This is a genomic window from Streptomyces sp. NPDC002742 (assembly GCF_042888885.1).
In the GTDB taxonomy this organism is placed as follows: Bacteria; Actinomycetota; Actinomycetes; order Streptomycetales; family Streptomycetaceae; genus Streptomyces.
In genome coordinates this window covers 178,514-198,612 of record NZ_JBIAQF010000014.1, presented here as the reverse complement: position 1 = coordinate 198,612, position 20,099 = coordinate 178,514, and the positions used below count along the sequence as shown (strand labels likewise).

19 protein-coding genes are annotated in these 20,099 nt (G+C 69.9%); 18 read left to right on the top strand and 1 reads right to left on the bottom strand.

Annotated features, from left to right (window positions below; all coding sequences use genetic code 11):
• The first annotated feature begins 45 nt into the window (after positions 1 to 45).
• A complete protein-coding gene (gene moaA, locus ACFYW8_RS25825) occupies positions 46 to 1,044 on the top strand; it encodes a GTP 3',8-cyclase MoaA (RefSeq protein WP_389080506.1) in 999 nt (332 codons plus the stop codon).
• Between the two features lie 154 nt (positions 1,045 to 1,198).
• On the opposite strand, the gene ACFYW8_RS25820 is transcribed toward moaA, so the two are convergent.
• The gene (locus tag ACFYW8_RS25820; protein WP_389080504.1) at positions 1,199 to 2,269 is read right to left on the bottom strand and encodes a LuxR C-terminal-related transcriptional regulator; all 1,071 of its coding nucleotides are present in this window, start codon (positions 2,267 to 2,269) and stop codon (positions 1,199 to 1,201) included.
• A gap of 247 nt (positions 2,270 to 2,516) precedes the next feature.
• Between ACFYW8_RS25820 and aroA the strand changes: the two genes are divergently transcribed.
• The 17 genes from aroA to ACFYW8_RS25735 all read left to right on the top strand — a co-directional run bounded on the left by aroA (position 2,517) and on the right by ACFYW8_RS25735 (position 20,089).
• A complete protein-coding gene (gene aroA / locus ACFYW8_RS25815) occupies positions 2,517 to 3,815 on the top strand; it encodes a 3-phosphoshikimate 1-carboxyvinyltransferase (RefSeq protein WP_389080680.1) in 1,299 nt (432 codons plus the stop codon).
• On the top strand, positions 3,812 to 5,329 hold the full coding sequence (gene gpmI, locus ACFYW8_RS25810) for a 2,3-bisphosphoglycerate-independent phosphoglycerate mutase (RefSeq protein ID WP_389080502.1): 1,518 nt from the start codon (positions 3,812 to 3,814) through the stop codon (positions 5,327 to 5,329). Before aroA ends, gpmI begins: the two co-directional genes overlap by 4 nt.
• 49 nt (positions 5,330 to 5,378) lie before the next feature.
• Positions 5,379 to 6,077, top strand: a complete 699-nt coding sequence (locus tag ACFYW8_RS25805) for a hypothetical protein (protein ID WP_389080499.1) — start codon at positions 5,379 to 5,381, stop codon at positions 6,075 to 6,077.
• Between the two features lie 59 nt (positions 6,078 to 6,136).
• Entirely contained in the window at positions 6,137 to 7,165 is a 1,029-nt protein-coding gene (locus ACFYW8_RS25800; RefSeq protein ID WP_389080496.1) for an anion permease, read from the top strand.
• 85 nt (positions 7,166 to 7,250) lie between these two features.
• Positions 7,251 to 7,430: a hypothetical protein gene (locus ACFYW8_RS25795; RefSeq protein ID WP_389080493.1), complete on the top strand. Its 180-nt coding sequence runs from the start codon at positions 7,251 to 7,253 to the stop codon at positions 7,428 to 7,430.
• 10 nt (positions 7,431 to 7,440) lie between these two features.
• Positions 7,441 to 8,670, top strand: coding sequence for a M28 family metallopeptidase (locus tag ACFYW8_RS25790; protein WP_389080491.1), 1,230 nt, complete (start codon positions 7,441 to 7,443; stop codon positions 8,668 to 8,670).
• A 34-nt stretch (positions 8,671 to 8,704) separates the two neighbouring features.
• Positions 8,705 to 9,052, top strand: coding sequence for a carboxymuconolactone decarboxylase family protein (locus ACFYW8_RS25785; protein WP_365869618.1), 348 nt, complete (start codon positions 8,705 to 8,707; stop codon positions 9,050 to 9,052).
• 44 nt (positions 9,053 to 9,096) lie between these two features.
• Entirely contained in the window at positions 9,097 to 10,362 is a 1,266-nt protein-coding gene (locus ACFYW8_RS25780) for an acetyl-CoA carboxylase biotin carboxylase subunit family protein (protein ID WP_389080487.1), read from the top strand.
• A gap of 9 nt (positions 10,363 to 10,371) precedes the next feature.
• Positions 10,372 to 11,499 carry a GNAT family N-acetyltransferase gene (locus ACFYW8_RS25775; protein ID WP_389080485.1) on the top strand — a complete coding sequence of 376 codons (1,128 nt, stop codon included), beginning with the start codon at positions 10,372 to 10,374 and terminating at the stop codon, positions 11,497 to 11,499.
• Positions 11,499 to 12,680, top strand: coding sequence for an acetyl-CoA carboxylase biotin carboxylase subunit family protein (locus ACFYW8_RS25770; protein ID WP_389080483.1), 1,182 nt, complete (start codon positions 11,499 to 11,501; stop codon positions 12,678 to 12,680). Before ACFYW8_RS25775 ends, ACFYW8_RS25770 begins: the two co-directional genes overlap by 1 nt.
• An 8-nt stretch (positions 12,681 to 12,688) precedes the next feature.
• Positions 12,689 to 13,936, top strand: a complete 1,248-nt coding sequence (locus tag ACFYW8_RS25765; RefSeq protein ID WP_389080481.1) for an acetyl-CoA carboxylase biotin carboxylase subunit family protein — start codon at positions 12,689 to 12,691, stop codon at positions 13,934 to 13,936.
• Between the two features lie 286 nt (positions 13,937 to 14,222).
• Positions 14,223 to 15,920 carry an ABC transporter ATP-binding protein gene (locus ACFYW8_RS25760; protein ID WP_365869623.1) on the top strand — a complete coding sequence of 566 codons (1,698 nt, stop codon included), beginning with the start codon at positions 14,223 to 14,225 and terminating at the stop codon, positions 15,918 to 15,920.
• The gene (locus ACFYW8_RS25755; RefSeq protein ID WP_389080477.1) at positions 15,917 to 17,839 is read left to right on the top strand and encodes an ABC transporter ATP-binding protein; all 1,923 of its coding nucleotides are present in this window, start codon (positions 15,917 to 15,919) and stop codon (positions 17,837 to 17,839) included. Before ACFYW8_RS25760 ends, ACFYW8_RS25755 begins: the two co-directional genes overlap by 4 nt.
• Positions 17,832 to 18,092 (top strand): hypothetical protein, encoded by a 261-nt coding sequence (locus ACFYW8_RS25750; RefSeq protein WP_389080474.1) that lies wholly within the window; start codon positions 17,832 to 17,834, stop codon positions 18,090 to 18,092. Before ACFYW8_RS25755 ends, ACFYW8_RS25750 begins: the two co-directional genes overlap by 8 nt.
• 36 nt (positions 18,093 to 18,128) lie before the next feature.
• A complete protein-coding gene (locus tag ACFYW8_RS25745; RefSeq protein ID WP_389080472.1) occupies positions 18,129 to 18,641 on the top strand; it encodes a FixH family protein in 513 nt (170 codons plus the stop codon).
• A 6-nt stretch (positions 18,642 to 18,647) separates the two neighbouring features.
• Positions 18,648 to 19,841, top strand: a complete 1,194-nt coding sequence (locus ACFYW8_RS25740) for a pyridoxal phosphate-dependent aminotransferase (protein WP_389080470.1) — start codon at positions 18,648 to 18,650, stop codon at positions 19,839 to 19,841.
• Positions 19,838 to 20,089 carry a heavy-metal-associated domain-containing protein gene (locus ACFYW8_RS25735; protein ID WP_389080467.1) on the top strand — a complete coding sequence of 84 codons (252 nt, stop codon included), beginning with the start codon at positions 19,838 to 19,840 and terminating at the stop codon, positions 20,087 to 20,089. The genes ACFYW8_RS25740 and ACFYW8_RS25735 overlap by 4 nt, the downstream gene beginning before the upstream one ends.
• The last annotated feature ends 10 nt before the right edge of the window (positions 20,090 to 20,099 follow it).

Here is a 20,099-nt window from a genome sequence, read left to right as displayed (position 1 = left end):
GCCGCCGTCCTGCGCCGGCATCACACCCAGGGCAGGACTCTTCACGTGCTCACCGACACCCACGGCCGCACCGCCACCGATCTGCGGGTCTCCCTCACCGACCGCTGCAACCTGCGCTGCACCTACTGCATGCCTGAAGAAGGCCTCAGCTGGCTGCCCAGACCCGAACTGCTCAGCGACGACGAGATCTGCCGCCTCATCCATATCGCCGTCACCCGACTCGGCATCCGTGACGTCCGGTTCACCGGCGGCGAGCCCCTGCTGCGTCGCGGCCTCATCGGCATCATCGAACGCACGGCAGCCCTTACGCCCCGCCCGCACATGGCGCTGACCACCAACGGCATCGGGCTCGCGCGGCTCGCCGGCCCCCTGAAAGAGGCAGGACTCGACCGGGTCAACGTGTCACTGGACACCCTCAGACCCGACGTGTTCACGGAGCTGACCCGCCGCAACCGCCATCGGGACGTCCTCGACGGCATCGCCGCCGCCCACCAGGCCGGCCTGCGGCCAGTCAAGATCAACGCCGTGCTGATGCCAGGACTCAACGACGACGAAGCCCCCGACCTGCTCGCCTGGGCCATGCGGCACGGCTACGAACTGCGCTTCATCGAACAGATGCCCCTCGATGCCCAACATGGCTGGCAACGCACCACCATGATCGACGCAGAGCACATCCTCGCCGGCCTGCGCACCCGCTTCACCTTGACCCCCGAACCCTCCGGCCGCCGCGGTACCGCACCGGCCGAGCGCTTCCTCGTCAACGGCGGACCACACCGCGTCGGCGTCATCGCCTCCGTCACCCGGCCCTTCTGCCGCGCCTGTGACCGCACCCGCCTCACCGCCGACGGTCAACTGCGCACCTGCCTGTTCGCCACCACGGAGACGGACCTGCGTGCGGCGCTCCGTTCCTCCGGAGCGGACAGCGGTGACGACGCCATCGCCCGTCGCTGGCAGCAGGCGACCCGTGCCAAACCGCTCAGCCCGGGAATCGCAGACGTGGACTACCAGCAGCCCGAGCGGCCCATGTCCGCGATCGGCGGCTGACACCAGCCGGTCGCCCGATTCGCCGGACGTCCACCCGGTGACGCTCTTGGACAGCGTGAGAAGCCGAGCCTGAAAATGGGCCCAGCCATGCCGCTGGGCGGCGGCCGCCACGGTGGCCCGTAGCGACGAGCAGCGGTGCTCCAGGCGTAGGCCGCTACGCGAACACTGATGTTTTCGCGCTCGGCCGGCCGGCCGCTTCGTCGGGCTGTGCCTTGTCCTTCGGGCGAGGGAGGCGGTCGCTGCTGCACGGGCAGGGGCGCAGCCAGCCACGGTCCACCGCGTTCGCACCGGCCTCGAACCGGCTGCGGGCGCCGAGGCGTTCCATCAACTCGGCAATCGTGCGGCGAAGTGTGCGCAGGCCGATCCCGAGCTTCTTGCACACCGCTTCATCGGTCAGTCCCTGCCCCATCAGGCGCAGTACTTCCCGTTCGACCGGTGAGGGCTCGTCACCCGACGCTGCCTCGTCGGCGTCCAAGGGCGTCATCGATGCCCAGATCCGCTCGAACAGTGAGACCAGTCCGGTCAGGAAGCCGGCGCCGGTGACCTCGACCGCGCCTGCGGCCGGATCGTGGGGGTCAATGGACAGCAGGGCGGTGGTGCGGTCGTAGATGACCAGCCACAGCGGCAGGGTCGGCACGGTGCCCACTCCGCCGCCGTTCGAGGCCAGCCAGCGGGCGTAGCCCAGCGCGGGGCGGTCGTTGTAGATGCTTTCCAGGTGGAGGTTCCACACCGACACCCCTCGTTCGAGCATGTGCTGATCAATGGGGCGGCGGGCGTTGAGCGCTTCGCCGGTCGTGTCGGCGGGCAGTAAGGACAGGCACTCGATGGCCGCCTTGCCGGCCAGACGTTCCATGCGCGCGTGGATGGCGGCCGGCGTCTCCAGGCGCTCCCAGCCGGCATGGGAGCCTGGCGCCTGGGCGTACTCGTACTCTTCCGACAGCCGGTCGACCGCGGCTTTGATCTGGGTGAACTCCCGCTCCTGACGCAGCAGTTCAGACTGCTGGCGCTGCAATAGGGTGCGCAGCGCCAAGGGTGGCCGGGTGGGGACCAGGGTGCCGGAAACGGGGCGCAGCAGTGCGAGTTCCAGCAGGCGGTCCACGCTGCGGCGGATGGCGTCTTCGTCGCCGTCGAGGTGCAGGAGCAGATCCTCGGGACGGCATCCCGGCTGGCTGAGCGTGAATCGATAGACGGCGTGAGCCAGTTCGTCCAATCCCAGCGGCTGCAACTTCTGCCCCCCCGGTGTGCTGCTGAATTGAATTTCTTGAAGATAGCACGGTGGTTGCGGGTTTGATGGACCGTTAGTGATCCTTTGGTGACCGATTGTGGCAGCAAGTTGCCCGGCAACATGCTGCCTTCGGGAGGGCTTTCCTTCGAACCTGATCGGCTCGCAGTCTCATCCGGGTCACCACTGGCGCCGTCACGCCAACGACGATGGGGAGACGATCTTGAGTACCTTCGCAGCCGATCCGCGTATGCAAGCCGAGAGTGTCACCATCCGCCCGCTGGAGTCCTTCAGCAAGAAAGTGAAGGTCCTCGGCTCCAAGAGTTACTCCAATCGGTACCTGGCTATCGCGGCACTGTCGGGGCAGCCGACCGTCATCGAGGGCGCACTCGTCTGCGACGACACGCAGTACCTCGCCGGCGCACTGGGCCAGTTCGGCCATGTCAGTGTCGACATCGACGCCGCCGCCGAGCGCATCACCGTCACGCCCACGGGCGCCCCGATGCGGGCGCCGGCCGAGGACGTGTACGTCGGCGCCGCCGGAACCCCGATCCGATTCCTGATCGCCATGGCCGGCCACGCCGAAGGCACCACCGTCCTGACCGGCACCCAGCGCATGCAGGAACGTCCCATGGGCTCGCTGCTCGATGCGCTGCCCGCGCTGGGTGTGACCGCCGAGGCCGTCCGCGGCAACGGCAGCCCGCCCGTCAAGGTCACCGGGCCCAGTTTCCGTGGCGGTTCTACGCGCATCAGCGGCGCCGTCAGCTCCCAGTTCACCTCGAGTCTTCTGATCAACGCCACCCGCGCCGAGCAGGACACCGAGATCACGGTCATCGACGACCTCATCTCCAAGCCGTACGTCGAGATGACCATCGCGGCCCTTGCCGAGATGGGCGTCACCGTCAAGCGCGAGGACTACACCCGCTTCCACGTCGCGGCCGGCCAGCGACTGCGCGGCGGCAGCGTCACGGTAGAGCCCGACGCCTCCGGCATGTCCTACTTCCTGGCCGCGGCCGCCGTCACCGGCGGCACCGTCACCATCCCCGGAATCGGCAAGAACTCCCGGCAGGGCGACATCGGCCTGGTCGACGCTCTGGTCCGCATGGGATGCAGCGCCGAGGTCACCGACGACTCGATCACCCTGACGGGTGGCGCACTGCAGGGCATCGACATCGACATGGAAGCCATGCCGGACGTCGTGCCGACCCTTGCCGTCGTAGCCGCGTTCGCCGAAGGCACCACACACATCAGCAACATCGCCAGCCTGCGGATCAAGGAGTGCGACCGCATCGCCGCGGTCACCACCGAACTGCGCAAGATGGGTATCACCGTCGACGAACAGCCCGACGCCATGACCATCACCGGCGGCAGTCCCCGCGGCGCGGTCATCGACACCTACGACGACCACCGCATCGCCATGTGCTTCGCCATCGCCGGTCTGCGCACCGAAGGCGTCGTCATCAAGGAACCGGGCTGCGTCGCCAAGTCCTTCCCCGCCTTCTGGCAGACCCTGGACACGCTCCACGACGACGCCGACGGCACCATATGAGCGCCCCCGTACCCGGCATCCTGCTGGTACTCGACGGCTGGGGCCATGCTGAGCCCAGCGACGCCAACGCCCTGGCGGCCGCCGACACTCCGTGCCTGGACCGCCTGCGCGCAGAGTGTCCGGCCGTCCTGGCCGACGCTTCCGGCACAGCCGTCGGTCTCCTGCCCGGCACCGTCGGCAACTCCGAGATCGGGCACATGGTCATCGGTGCCGGACGGCCCCTGCCCTATGACAGCGTGCTGGTCCAGGAGCAGATCGACAGCGGGCAGCTGCGCTCCGACCCGCAGCTGACCGACGTCTGCAGCCGCCTGGCCGCGGCCGGGAAGGCCCTGCACCTCATCGGGCTGATCTCGGACGGCATGATCCACGCCAGCGTCCACCATCTGCAGGAACTCCTGCGCGTGGCCGCCGAGTCGAAGGTGCCCGAGGTCTTCATCCACGCCATCACCGACGGACGCGACGTCTCCGACCACACGGCTGCGGCCTACCTCGGACTGGTGGGCACGTACGCCTCCGAAGCCGGCACCGGACGCATCGCGACGGTCGTGGGCCGCGGCTACGCGATGGACAAGAGCGGCAACCTGCAGCTGACCGAGCAGGCCGCCGACGCCATCACGGACGGTCGGGGAGAAGCGATCAGCGAACCCCAGGACGCCGTCGAACTGACCACCCGGGGCGACGAGTGGGTACCGGCCTGCGTGATCACGGGCGACGAAGGCCTGCCCGCCGGTCCCGTCCGGGACGGGGACGCGGTGCTGTTCACCAACTTCCGCAGCGACCGCATCCAACAGCTCGCCGACCTGCTCCACGACCGCCTCGCACCACGCAGGGTCACCCTGCTCAGCCTGGCCCAGTACGACACCCGGGCCGCCATTCCCGCCCTGGTGCAGCGCGCCGAGGCCGGTGACGGCCTGGCCACCCAGCTCGCCGCGCACGGAATCCGCTCGGTCCGCATCGCCGAGGCCGAGAAGTTCGAGCACGTCACGTACTACCTCAACGGGCGTGACGCGACCGCGCAGCCGACGGAGGAACACGTCAAGGTCACCGGTGACGAGCCGGCCGACTACCGGACGCGGCCCGCGATGAACCTCGCCAAGGTCACCGAGGCCGTCTCCGCGGCCGCCGCCCGGCGCGACGTACCACTGGTGATCGCCAACCTCGCCAACATCGATGTCGTCGGCCACACCGGCCACTTCGACGCCACCCGGCAGGCCGCCGAACACACCGACCGCGCCGTCAAGGAGATCTGCGACGCGGCCCGCGCCGCAGGACGGTGGGTGCTGCTGGTCGGTGACCACGGAAACGCGGAGAAGATGCGCACCGACGCCGACGGCCGGTCCCGCCCCTACGGCGGCCACACCACCAACCCGGTGCCCGCGGTACTGGTGCCCGCCGAGAACCAGACCGTCCACCCGGCCGCCGGGCCGGCGACGCTCGCCGACATCGCGCCGAGCGTGCTGTCCCTGCTCGCTCTGCCGCCCACCAAGGTCATGACCGGGCGTCCCCTGTGGTGAACGCCGCGGGCATGTCGCCCGGTCCCACCCACCGAAAGGAGATCTGCGCGTGACCGCTCGCCCGAGGCTCGCCGTCGTCGGCGACCGTAGCGACCGCGTACCGGCTCACAGCAAACTCGCCGACCTCATCCCGCACCTGCAAGCCGACCTCGACGTCGAATGGATGGCCAGCGACACCGTCGGCGACGCCATCGCCGGCTACGACGGCATCTGGGTCGTTCCCGGATCGCCGTACGCCGACCAGGCCAGGGTGCTGCACGCCATCCGCGCCGCCCGCACCTGCGGCATTCCCTACCTCGGTACGTGCGGCGGATTCCAGCACGCGCTGATCGAGTACACCCGCAACGTCCTCGGCATCGCCGACGCCGAGGACGTCCAGTACGACGCGAACGCAGGGACCCCCTTGATCGTGCCGCTGGCCTGCTCGCTGGTGGGGGAGACCGCCCCCCTGCACCTGAGCCCCGGCAGCCGGCTGGCCTCCGTCTATCCGGGCCGCGAGTCCGTGGTGGAGACCTATCACTGCAAGTACGGCCTCAACCCGACCTACGTCGACGCCGTCCTGGCCAGCTCGCTGCACATCAGCGGCTGGGACAGCGAGAAGGCGCCGCGGGCGGTCGAACTGCCCGACCATCCGTTCTTCATCGGCACGCTGTTCCAGCCCGAGCTGTCCTCCAGCCCCGCCGATGTGCACCCACTCATCGAGGCGTTCCTGGCCGCGGTCACCAGACGCAGCCGGCACTCCCTCTGACGAGCTGAAACACCTGAACTGTCCGCCAGCAGCTCACTTCAGCCCCTCGGAGTCCTTCCATGACCATCATCGTGTTCCTTCTCGTTCTCGCCCTGGCCGCGGCCAACGGCGCGAACGACGTTCCCAAGGGTGTCGCCACGCTCGCCGGTGCCGGCGTGGCCAACATCCGTACCGCCGTGTGGTGGGGCACCGTCACCACCGCGGCAGGCTGTCTGGTCTCTTTGACCTTCGCCGCCAAACTCACCTCCCTGTTCTCCAAGGAGATCGTCTCCGCACCGCCCACGGCAGAGTTCGCGGTAGCCGTCCTGATCGGCACCTGCGCCTGGGTCGCACTGGCCACCGTGCTCAAACTGCCGGTCTCCACCACCCACGCGCTGGTCGGATCGCTGCTGGGAGCGGGCGTGCTCTTCGCCCGCAGCGATGTGCACTGGGACGTCCTGGTCAACAAGGTGGTCCTGCCGCTGCTGCTGAGCGTCTTCGTGGCCTACCTGGTCTCGGCCGTGCTCACGTTCGTCGGCAACCGCATCGCCACCGCCGCTGAGCAGCGCCGCCGGCGCGCCCTGGAAGCCACCGCGGGCGTCGGACCGGGCGCCGCGTCGGTGGCCGAGATGCAGGTCACGGCATCACGCGTGAACGTGCTCACCGCCCTTCACTGGGCCACCAGCGGATTCACCAGCTTCGCCCGCGGTATGAACGACGCACCCAAGATCGTGGCCATCGGTTCCTTCGCCCTGCTCGGAGGGTGGACTCCACAGCGGCTGCTGTTCGCCGTCACCGCGGTCATGGCCATCGGCGGACTCGTCGCCGGTGCCCGGGTGGCCAAGTCCCTCAACGCCTGCGTCGACAACCTGACCCACGTCGACGGCTTCACCGCGAACCTCACCACCGCCCTGCTCGTCGGACTCGGCGCCTTCCGCGGCATGCCGATGTCCACCACCCACGTCTCCGTCGGCGCCATCTCCGGCACCGTCGGCAAGGACGTCGGGCGCATCAAGCGCAAGACGCTGCGCGACTTCGCCGTCGCCTGGCTGGCCACCCCGCCGTTCGGGTTCGCCGTCGCCGCGGCCGCGTACTGGCTCGTCGCCTGAGCATTGACACCACGATCTCTCTGATTCGATACTTATGTAAGTAAAGAGAGTTCGAATCAGAGAGGTCCTCGGGAGGACACCCACCATGACCACCGAACCCCAGCAGAACACCGACGACGAACTCACGGGCGGCTTCATCGCCGACCCGACCGCCGCCCTGCCGCTCGTCCAGAGCGGCTGCTGCGGCGAGCCCGCCGATTCCGCCGGCCTGGTCCCGGGCGGCCAGAGCGGCGGCTGCTGCGGCGAGCCCGCCGGCGAGAGCTGAGACCGCACCCATGACCGACACCGCCCAGAACGCGGCGCACACCGCAGCCCAGGACCTGGCCGCCGCCTTCGACGTGCCGCGCGCCCTGGCCACGGTCGAATCCCTGTGTACGCCGGACATGTCCGGACGCTCCCTGGGCAGTGCCGGACATGACCGGGCCATCCGGCACCTCGGCGAGACCCTCACCGCAACCGGGCTGACGGTCCGTCAGGAAACCTTTCCGGTACGGGAGGTCATGCGGCTGGCGCACCAGCCCGTCTGCCGCCTCACCACCCCACGACCGGCCCGCACGCTGACCCACCGCTCGGAATTCGCCGAGCACCCCCGCTCGGGCCCCATGCCGGACTCCCTCACCGGCGTCGTCGCCGAGGCCGACGACGCCGGCCAGGGCCAGTGGGCGGCCTTGGCCAACGTGCCTCAGGGCCGCGCGTTCGCCGACCTCGCCGACCAGTTCGCCGCCCGCGGCGTGATCGGCATCCTCACGGCACAGAACGCGGACGGCTCGGGATACCTCACCAAACGCGTCCAGGGCGCCACCCCCGTACCGCTGCCCGTCGTCGCGGTCAGACCCGACCTGCTCGCCGCAGCCGTCGGCGGCGAGCTGACCGCGCACGTGCCCCTCCTCCGCGAACCCGCCACCGGAACCAACATCTTCGCGGCCCTGCCCGGCACCCGGCCCGCGGCGCGGCCCGTCCTGCTCACCGCGCACTACGACGGCGTCGGAGCCGATCCCGAACTGCACTTCCCCTGCGCCGGAGACAATGCCAGCGGCGCCGGCGTGCTGTGCGAGGCGGCCCGCGTACTCTCCCGGGCTGCCCCGCTGCCCCGGCCCGTCCACTTCGCCCTGCTGGATGCGGAAGAGCTCGGCACCATCGGCTCGCATCACCACGCCCGCCGACTGGCCGAGGACGGCCTGCGGCCCGATGTCCTCAACGTCGACATGGCCGGCAAGTTCAACGGCAAGATCGCCGTCGAACTCGGTCCCGCCGACCCCGCGCCCAAGCTCCTGATCGCGGCTCTCGACGCCGCAGGACGCCAACTGCGCCTCCCGCTCTACGCGGCGCCGGTCTCCTCGGACAACCGCCGCTACGCCCAGGCCGGGTTCCCGGCAGCCGGAATCGGCCTCGGTGCCGCCCACTACCACTCACCGCTCGACAGCCTCGATCGGATCGACCCCGACGCCCTCGGCAAGGCAGGCCGCCTCCTGCTGGCCTCCGTCGCCCATCTGGCACATACCTGACCACCCCTCACCATTTCTTGAAGGAGCCCTCACCATGGCCGCCCAGCAGCCCGTCTCCACCCAGCTCATGCAGCTCGCCCCCGCCATCGGAGAGAACCACGCCACCTTCTCCAAGAGCTACCAGGAGTTCTTCGGCGCCGTCTTCGACCACGACGCCCTCGACGCCAAGACCCGCGCCGCGGTCGCGCTGACGGCTGCCCTCATGCAGGACCGTGAGGACACCGTCCGCTCCTTCCTCGCCGCAGCCAAGCAACTCGGCCTCAAGAACGAGGAGATAGGCCAGGTCGCCGGCATCGTCGAGGCCATGAAGCTCGACGCCCTGCAACGGCCCGCCGTCCAGGCCGTCGCCGCAGCCGCGAAGAAGGCCAACACCTGCTGCTGACCGCCGACCTGTCCATCTGCTGACTCTTCCGGAGGAACGTGGCAGTGACCCACACTCCCGCGGCCACGGTCGTCGTACTCGGCGGCCGCAGCGAACGCGAATTCAGCATCGTGCGCGAACTGGGCTACCGCGTGGTGCTGCTCGACGAGCAGGTGCCCTGGCATTGCATGCCCTGGGTCGACGTCCCCATCGATGTCGACGTCAACGATTTCACCGCGGTGGCCGACGTCATCCGCGACGATCTCCGCGGCACACCTCCCGCCGCGGTGCTGACCCACACCGAGCCCCGCCTGCCGCTCATGGCGCACCTGTCGAACGCCTTGTGCACCACACCCAGAGGGCTCACCGAGCAAGCAGCACTCAACTGCCGCGACAAATGGCGCACCCGCACCACGCTGAAGGAGCACGGACTGCCCGTACCAGCCTTCGCTCTTGCCGCCACCGCGGAGGAAGCGGTACAGGCCGCCGAAGAGATCGGCTTCCCGGTCATCGTCAAACCACGTGACGGGGCAGGAGCCTTCGGTGTCCGCCTGGCCACCGACGACGCCGAAGTCACCGGAGCCGTCACCGCGTTGCTCGACGCGCCGCCCGGCACGGTCACCGGAGTGCTGGTCGAGGAGTACGTCGACGGTCCCGAATACGCGGTACAGACCCTCACCCAGAACGGCATCACCCGGGTGCTGAGCGTCTTTCGCCAGTACGTCACCGAGCCGCCCGTGTTCGTCGAACTCGGATACGACCATCCCAGCGGCCTGACCGAGCCGGAACGCAGCCAGTTGGACGACCTCGTGCAGCAGGTCCTGCCCGCCCTGGGCCTCGACAACTGGATCAGTCACACCCAGATCCGCCGCGCGGCAGAAGGCTTCCGTGTCATCGAGGTCAACGCCCGCCGCCCCGGGGGCCGCCTGGTGGAGATGACCACGGCTGTCAGCGGCGTCGACATGACCGAGGCCGTCACCCGCCTCGCCCTGGGCCTGCCCCAGGCACCTGAACAGCCGACCATCGCCTGCGCCCGCTACAGCAGCATCGTCTTCGACACTGCCGGCACGCTGCTGTACGACCCGGTGCCGGTCACGGATGAGGCCGCAGCACCGATCGTGGAACTCGAAGTGGATCCGGGGGAGCCCGTGCTGCCCAAAGAGCACCCCAACGGCGGGGTATACGGGCGCATCGTGGTCTTCGGCCGAACACCCCTTGAAATGGACGAGGCAGAGCAGGCCGTCCGTGACCGGCTCGGCCTGCGCGTCACGGCCGCCGAGGGGCTGGACTGGATCGGCGAGGACAGCCGCGAATTCAAGTCGTGCTGCTGAGGTGCCCCGATGACCCTCACCGATTCCACCGCGCCCCTCACCGGCCGACACCGGATCGAGACCGTCACCAGCATTCACGCCGTCGAACCTGAGGCGTGGAACCGTGTCGTCGCCGCCGCGGGCGGAAGCATCTTCCACAGCTGGCACTGGCTGGCAGCCTACGAGGACGCGCCGCCCGGACAGGCCGAGCCCCACCATCTGCTGGCCTGGGACAACGACGGGCTCGTCGCCGTCTGCCCCGCCTTCCTCACCCATCAGTGCCCCCGGCTGTCCTACCTGGCCGACCTCGCCGAACTGGACCTCGGCGGACCCGTCCTGATGGCGCACAGTCTCGCCGCTCTCGGCGGCGGCCCCCTCGCCGTGCCCGGCCACAGCGCCGCCGTCCCCGCCCTGCTGACCGCCCTGCAGCACAGCGGCCGCCGTCTGGGCGCGTGGGCCGCCGCGGTGGCCAACGCGGCCCAGGGACCGCTGACCGGACGGCTCCTGCGCGACGGCTTCGCCACCGCCCACATCACCACGTCCTACCGGTGTGCCACACAAGTTCCCAGCACCTCGGACTACTGGGCCTACGCCGACGGCCGGCACCGCCGCAAACTCGTTCAGGAACGACGCGCCATCAAGCGCCGCTTCACCATCACCGAGGGGCCGGCCGACGCCGACGTGCTCGTCCACCTGGTGCACGCGCTGCTCAAGGACCGCAGCACACCCACCGACGTACTGCCCGAGGCGTTCCTGCGGGCCCTGCACAGCAGACTTGCCCCCTTCGAACGCACCCTCACCGCCACGGACGACGATCAGCGGACCGTCGCCCTGTTCGGGAGCTGGCAGTTCGCGGACACCTGGTCGGTATGGCTGGCCGGCCTCGACACCGCACGGCTGCCCGGCTTCCTGCCCTACCGCGCTCTGGCAGCCGACCTCATCGAAATGGCCGTCCACGACGGCATCCCCACGGTGGATCTCGGACGGGCCAACGCCGCGCAGAAGCGGCGGCTGGGTGCCCGGCCCACCCCGCTGTACCTGGCCGTCAAGACCGGCGACCGGCGCGGCGACGCGGCCCTGCACGCCGCCTGCCGCCGCCTTGAAGAGCGCTGCCAGGGACCGGACGACCAACTCGACATGGCCCGGCGGTGCTGCTGATGACCTCGAGCGACACCCGCCAGAGCGTGGCCTGCATCTCGGGCCGCCGCGTCGTCGACGTCCTGTCCCGGCTGGACGTGCGCTCCGTCCTGCTGGCCGACCCCACCCCTCTCGACCTGGCCTGCAAGGTCGACATCCCGCTCGACGTCGACCTCGACGACTGGCCGGCGGCGGAGGCGGCCCTGCGCTGGCTGCACGAGACCCGTCCGCTGGACGGCGTCTTCACCGTCTACGACGCGCATCTGCCGTTGGCCAGCTACCTCGCGGCCCGCCTCGAGACCCGGGGCCTGGCACTGAACGCGGCCATGAACTGTCACGACAAGAGCCGCATGCGGATGGCGCTGGCCAGCGCCGGCATCCGCGTCCCCGATCATCTCGCGGTCGGCGACGGACACGACGCCCTGCCCGCGGCCCGGACGCTGGGCCTGCCGGTCGTGATCAAAAAGCGCACCGGATCAGCCGGCCGCGGCAGTCTGCTGTGCCGGTCCGCCGACGATGTCACCCGTGCCGTCAGCGTCCTTGGACCGGTACCGCTCATCGTCGAGTCCTACATCCCCGGACCCGAGTACGCCGTGCAGAGCATCACCTGCGGCGGCGACACAGACGTCGTCAGCATCCTCGCCCAGCACGTCGGACCCGGCCCCCGCCAGGCGGAGACCGGCTACGACTACCCCAGCGGCCTGGACCCCGATACCGAACGCCGGCTTGCCGAATTCACCGTCCGCGCCCTGGCCGCTCTGGGCTTCGACCACAGCGTCGCCCACACCCAGATCCGCCTCGGCGACCAGGGCCCTGTGCTGATCAACGTGGCCGCCCGCCCGCCGGGCGGGCAGCTCTGCGCGGCCACCGAACGCATCTCCGGCATCGACCTCACCCGCGCGGCCGCCGAGACGGCACTCGGCCGATCCGTCACCCGCGGCCCGGCCGGCGCCGCCCGTGTCCTGTACCGGTGCGTGACCTTCGACAGCCCCGGCACCGTCCGCTTCGCCGCCGACCCCGCCGGCACCCCCGGTCTGATCCTCGATGTCGAGGACGGCGACAGCGTCCTGGACGTCAGCGACCCCGACGGCGGCAGCTACGGACGCATCGTCGTCTACGGCGACGACCCCACCGTGCTCGAGAACCGCTACCGCTCCATCCTCGAATCGCTCCGACCTCGCGTCGAGCCAGACATCCAGTAGGTGGCCCCGTGCCCACACGCGTGCTCGTGCTGTCCGGTCAGCGAACCGTGCAGCAGCTGAAGGAACTGACCGACCACGACGTCCTCTTCGCCGAACAGGACATGACACTCGATCAAGTGATGCTGGCCGACTACCCCCTGGAGGTCGACTTCGCCGACTGGGCCAAGGTCGCCGACCAGGTGGCCCAGGCCCACGCCGCGCAGCCCATCGACGCGGTCGTCACCGGAGTCGAGCGGCTGGTCCCGCTGGCCGGCATTCTGCGCGAGCGCCTCGGACTGGCCCACGGCATCACCGAACAGGCGGCCCGCGACTGCATGGACAAGGCCGCCACACACCGCCTGCTCACCGAGGCAGGAGTCCCGGTCGCGGCCCACCGCGTCGTCACCAGCGCCGACGACGGGGCGGCGGCCGCAGCCCGACTGACCCTGCCCGTCGTGGTCAAACCCCGGGATGCCTCCAGCGCCGCGGGACTGAAGTACTGCGACACCGAAGAGGACGTGCGCCTCGCCGTCGACGGCATCCTCGCCACCGGACGCGACAGCGCCCTGATCGAGGAGTTCCTCACCGGCCCCGAGTTCGGGGTCTTCGCCGCCCGCGTGCAGGGACACACCCGCGTGGTGTGGGTGGTCGAGGCGGAAGTCGGACCGCCGCCAACCTTCGTCAAGGTCGGCGGTCACTTCCCCAGCCGCCTGCCGGCCGGACAACTGGCGGAACTGGAGGAACTCACCGGCCGTGCGCTGGCCGCCGTCGGCCTGGACGACTGGGTGGCGGCACTGCAGTTCATGCTCACTCCCGACGGCTGGCGCGCCGGCGAGATCAACCCGCGCGTACCGGGCGGGCAGGCCGTGGAGATGATCCTTTCGACCACCGGCCACGAACCCAGCCTGATCGCGGCGGACGCCGCCCTGGGCCGGGAAACGGCTCCCCAGGCACCACGCGTCGCCTGCGGGCTGTACCGCAGCATCGTCTTCGACCGGGCCGGCCGCATCGACTACAGCCTGTCGGCGGCGGCCTCACTGACCGGCCTGGAGTCACCGGTGGCCCCGTTCGTCGAGTTCGACGTGCAGCCGGGCGAGGCCGTCCTGGAGGTCGGACACCCCCGCGGCGGAGCCTTCGGCCGCATCGTGCTGGGCGGAGACAGCCCGGAACAGCTCGAACGCGACCTCGCCACGGTGCTGGAACAGCTCGCCGTCCGCCTGCGCGACGAGCCGGTCACCGACGACGCCGTGGACCGCGCCCATACGTCCTGCTGCTGACAACTCCCGTCTCGCGCCCACTTCTTGACGACCATCAGGCAACGTGATTCGATAATTTTGAAATTATCGAATCAAGAATGGAGGGGAGGAGTCATGGCGGACGACATGATCGGTTCCGGCTGCTGCGAGACCAGCGGAAACGAGGACGTCGCGGAAGACGGCACCGAGTGCGGCTGCGCCTGCGCCTGCTGCGAGTAGGCCTTGCCCACCACGCACCACGGCGGGCCGCGTCCCACGGGCGCGGCCCGCTGGAACAACCACACACCACATAAGAGGGGGCTCGAAGTTGAAGGACTCGCTGCGCGCGCTGCGCTTCATCTACGGTTACCCGCTGCGCTACCGCCGCGAGATGACCACCGCCACCGTGGTGATGTTCCTCGGCCTCCTGGGCAACATCGCCGTGCCGCTGCTCATGCGCTCGGCCATCGATGTCGGCGTACTCGGCGGAAAGTCCAGCACCCTGCTGCTCACCTCACTCGGCGTCCTGGTAGCCGGCGCCGCCACCACGGCCTTGCTCCACTGGGGCAAGCGCATGCGGTTCACCGTGGCCAGCAAGGCCGTCAACGACCTGCGCGAAGACCTCGTACGCCAGATGATGCGCATGGGTCCGGCCGATGTCGCCGAAGCCTCCGGCGGCCGCGCCCTGACCCGCCTCGTGTCCGACGCCGTCGCCGTGCGCGGCCTCACCAACGGCGGACTGCTCGAACTGCTCAACCAGGTCCTGGTCACACTCGCGATGCTCGTCACCGCACTGCTCATCGACCCCCGCACCACGCTGCTCGCCATCATCCCCATGGCCTTCGTCATCGCGGGCAACCTCACCGTGCAACTGCGCCTGCAGCGCGCCTTCGTGGAACTCAAGGGCCAGTTCACCAAGCTCCTCGCGGGCGTCGGCGAATCCCTCGCCAACATCAACGTCGTCAAGTCCTACGGACGCGAATCGGACGCCTCCGGCCGCCTGCACAAGGTCAACGCCGAACACTCCGCCCGCGACGGCCAGATGAAGCGGACCTACAGTCGCTGGGAAGCGGTCCTCAACATCATCGGCGGCCTGCCCACCCCCATCGCCCTGTGGGCCGGGGGCGACGCAGTCGTCAACGGGACCAGCACCGTCGGAGACCTCGTCGCCGTCGTCGCGCTAGTGATGATGTTCCAGATGAGCGTCCACATGCTCGCCATGCACACCAACGGCGCCTTCCGCAGCGCCGTCACCGCCGACCGCCTGCTGCGCGTCGTGGACGCGCGGTCCGTCATCCGCCGGCACACCGGTTCCAGCGACATCCCGACCCTCGATACCATCGACGCCACCGACATCGACGTCGACGTAGCCGGCCGCCGCATCCTCGACAAGGCCCGACTGCACGTCCGCGCGGGCGAGAGCATCGCCCTGATCGGCCCGACCGGCAGCGGCAAGACCACCCTCCTGCACGTTCTGGCCCGCCTGCGTGACCCCGAGGGCGGCACCGTCACCTACAACGGCGTCAACGCCCTCACCTACGCGCCCGCAGCCCTGCGCCGTCACATCGTGTGCCTGCCGCAGCGCCAGTGGGTGTTCGAAGGCACGCTGGAAGACAACGTCCGCTTCGCCAGGCCCGACGCCACCCGCGAGGAAGTCCAGGCCGCCGTCACGGCCGCGGGCCTCGCCCACATAGCCCTCGAGCGGCGCTTCGGCTCCAGCACCCTGGACCTGTCCGCCGGTGAGCGCCAGCGCATCGGCCTGGCCCGCGTCCTGCTGGTCGACCCCGACATCCTGCTGCTCGACAACCCCACCGCCAACCTCGACGCCGAGACCGAAGCCGCACTGCTGGAGACCATCCTCAAGGTCCGCAACGGCCGCACCCTGATCATCGCCTCCCAGCAGCCCGCCATTGCCCGCTACGTGGACCGCACGGTCAGCCTGGACGGCGCCCGCGGCAGCGACCGCACCGGCCAAGCCGTTCCGCTGGCCGGTGCGACGAGCCTCGAAGGAGGCACCGACCGATGACCGCCGCCACCGCCGAGGCCGTTCCGCTGGAGGGCCGCGAAGCCCGCCAGGTCCTCCTCAAGGCCATCCGCCGCTTCCTGCCCTACCTGCGGCCTCACTGGTTCTGGCTGACCGTGGCCACGTTCATGGCCGTCCTGAACTCCATCGCCACCATCGCCGTGATGTACACGGTGATGGCGGGCATCGGCCACATCGTCCTCGGCGACTTGAAAGCCGTGCACTCCACGGCGATCAACCTCATCGCCCTGACCGTCATCGAGAACATCATCCGGATCATCTACAACTCCGCGATGATCCGCATCAACGAGCGGCTGTCGGTCACCATCCGCAACGACCTGGTGGCCCGCCTGCACAACGTGCAGCTCTCCCGCCACGTGTCCCAGGCCAGCGGCGAATGGGTCACCCGCGTCCTGTTCGAGGCCAACCGCTTCCGCGGCTTCTTGACCAAGTCGCTCATGGAAGTCGCCAACAGCGTCATCTGGTTCATCGCCTTCTCCGTCTTCCTGCTCGCGCTCAGTCCCACCGTCGCGCTGCCCACCCTCATCACGATCCCGCTGATGGTGTGGATCGCGGTCAGGTGGACCAAACGCCTGCGCCCAGACACCCGCGCCCAGCGCGAGGGCTGGGACCGCATGGTCGGCTACCTCAACCAGCGCATCGACGGCCTGGCCGACATCCGCGCCTTCGGGCAGGAGGAAGCCGTCCTGGCGGACCTGCGCGTGCGCTCGGAGGACTACAGCACCGTCCACAACCGGCTCTCCCGCAAACGCCTGTGGCTGACCTCCCACCTCGGCTTCAGCGTCTTCCTGGCGCTCGCCCTGCTCATCTTCTTCGGCGGCCTGCAGATCATCAACGGACACCAGCTCGGCTCCGGATTCTTCTTCGACCTGGCCTCCGGCATGATGCCGATGACGTGGATGCTGCTGGGCACCAACACGATGATGGCGTCCATGGGCATGGCCTCCGGCACCGCCCTGGCAGCGGGCACGCTGGCGGCGTTCGCCCTCTTCGTCAAGCGCATGCTCAATCCGGTGCGCGACCTCGCCCACCAGCTCGGACAGTCCTCCGACGTCGCAGTCTCCGCCCGCCGCATCCTCGACGTCCTCGACCTGGAGGAGGAGCAGAGCGGATCCGGCACGTTGCCCCCGGTCTCCGGCGTCCTCGACATCGACCAGGTCACCTTCGCCTACGGCGACGGGCCCGACGTGCTCCACGACGTCACACTCCACGCCGAGCCCGGCGAGCACATCGGCATCGTCGGCACCAGCGGGGCGGGCAAGTCCACCCTCATGCAACTGCTGGTGCGGCTCTACACCCCCACCGGCGGCAGCATCCGCATCGACGGACACGACCTGGCCGGCATCAGCAGCGCGTCCGTCCGCTCCCAGGTCCTCCTGGTCACCCAGGAAGCGCAGCTCTTCGACGGCACGGTCACCGAGAACATCCTGTTCGGACGGCCCGAAGCCGGCCAGGACGACGTCATCGCCGCAGCGCGGGCCGTGGGCGCCCACGACGTCATCACCGAACTGCGCGAGGGCTACCAGACGCGCGTGGGCGAGCGGGGCTCGCGCCTGTCGGTCGGCGAACGCCAACTCATCGCCCTGGCCCGCGCGATGCTCGCCGACCCCCGCGTCATCGTCCTGGACGAAGCCGTCTCCAGCGTCGACCCGAACCGGCAGCGCCACGTCTTCGCCGCCATCCGGCGCCTGCTGCAGGGCCGCACCGCCGTCGTCGTCGCGCACTGGCTGACCCTCGTCGAAGACCTCGACCGCGTCTTCGTCATGGAGGAAGGCCGCATCGTCGAGTCCGGCCTCCCCGTCGAACTCCTCACCGCGGGCGGCCGGCTCACCGAGCTGTGCCAGGCCCAAGAAGGCCCCACCGCGAAGAACACCACCGGAAAGGACAACACCCGTGTCTGACAACAGCCCCGGCTCCATGTTCTGGGCCGCTGCCCAGTCCCAGCCCGCCGCCACCGCCACGGCCGCCGCGGAGCCCAAGAAGGCGGGCTCGTCCTGCTGCGGCCCGAAGCCGGCCGCCGAGACAGCCGCAGGGACGGCCGCGGAACCGAAGAAGGCGGCCTCGTCCTGCTGCGGTCCGAAGCCCGCCGCCACCGAGACCGGCGAGAAGCCGGCAGCCGAAGCCGCCCCGCAGAAGAAGTCCTGCTGCGGCTGACCGGCTCACCTGCACATCTCTTCACCAGGAGGACCGATGAACCGGCGCACGGCCACTGCTCAGCCGGCCGCAACCCGCACCCCCGCACCACATCCGGCACTGCGCCGCACGCCCGCCGTGCGCCGGTCAGCTCTCCTCGCCGCCGCCGCACTGGCCGCCGCTGTCCTGAGCGGCTGCGGCAGCGGCACCAACACCGCCGCCGACCCCGGCTCCGCCGGGGGAGCCGCCTGCAACAGCACCAGAACCACCGCCGGTCTCAAGATCACCCTCACCGCCACGCCGTGCCCGCTGCACGGCGGCAGGACCGGAACCGCGACCATCACCGTCAAGGACTCCGCAGGCAAGGCGGTCGACGGCGCCAAGGTCGAGGTCAGCCCCGAGATGGCGTCGATGAAGATGAAGGGCGGCGACCAGAGGGCCGATGCCAAGGGCGACGGCTACCAGGCCAAGCTCGTCCTGGGCATGCCCGGAGACTGGAAGATCACGGTCCACGTGACTCCGTCCAGCGGGCAGAAGGCATCCGCCGAATTCGCTCTGACGGCGAAGTAGGCGCCCGTGCTCAGTCACCGCGCACAGACCCTGCCCGCCTCCAGCACCGCAGCGCTGGACGCCCACATCAAGAGCCTGCTCGCCGACGGCGCCGACATCATCAACCTCACCGGCGGAGAACTCGACTTCCCCACCCCCCAGCAGGCCGCCGACGGCGCCCACCAGGCCATCGCGGCCGGACACACCCGCTACACGGCCGTCGCGGGCATCACCGCGCTGCGCGAGGCCATCGCCCGGCGGCTGAACACCCACTGGGGCTGCGCCTACGATCCGGCGCAGATCGTCACCACCAACGGTGCCAAGCAGGCCCTTGCCCAACTGTTCACCGTGCTGTGCGAACCCGGCGACGAGGTCCTCCTGCAGGCTCCGTACTGGGTCAGCTTCCCCCACATGATCCGCCTCGCCGGCGCCACCCCCGTGGTCGTCCCCACCCAGGACACCGGCTTCAAGATCACCCCCGAGTCCGTCCAGGCCCACCTCACCCCCCGCACCAAGGTCCTGCTGCTCAACAACCCCTCCAACCCGACCGGCCTGGTCTACACCGAGGGGGAACTGCGGGCGCTGGCCGACCTCGCCGTCCGCCACGGCCTGACCGTCGTCAGCGACGAGATCTACGGCGACCTCGTCCACGGCGGGGCCACCTTCACCTCCGTCGCCTCCCTCGGTGACGAGATCGCCGCGCGTACGGTGACGGTCGCAGGCTTCTCCAAGACCTACGCCATGACCGGCTGGCGCATCGGGTTCGCCGCCGCCCCGCTGCCGGTGGCCAAAGCTCTCACCGCCGTCCAGGGCCACACCAGCTCCGCGCCCTCATCCATCTCCCAGTACGCCGCCCTCGCCGCCCTCGCCGAGGACACCGACACCGAACTGGCCCGCAGGGCGCGCGAACTCGACGCCCGCCGCACGGCCCTGCGCGACGGCCTGAACACCCTGCCGCCCCTGCGCCTGGCCGTGGAACCCCAAGGCGGCTTCTTCGCCTTCGTCGACGTCAGCGGCCTCTGCCGGCGCCCCGAGGACGACGCCGCCACCATCGCCCAGGACCTGCTGGAGCAGGCCGGCGTCGCGGTCATGCCCGGCCGGGACTTCGCCGCCCCCCACCACGTCCGCATGTCCTACGCCGTCAGCTCCACCGACATCGCGCAGGCACTGGACCGCATCGCCACCTACCTGAAAACCGCAACCCACCGGAGTACTCCATGACCAGCATCCCCAGCATCCCCAGCATCCCCAGCATCCCCAGCGTCTTCGAAGTCCGCGGCATGACCTGCGGCGGATGCGCCAAGCGGATCCGCACCGCGATCGAGTCCGACCTCGGCGAGGGCACCGAAGTCAGCGTCGACCACAAGAGCGGCCGCGTCACGATCAACAGCCCCCGCACCTTCACCCCCGACGACGTCCAGGCCGCCGTCGAGCGCACCGGCTACGAGTTCGCCGGAACCCAGGCGTGAGCGCCGGCAC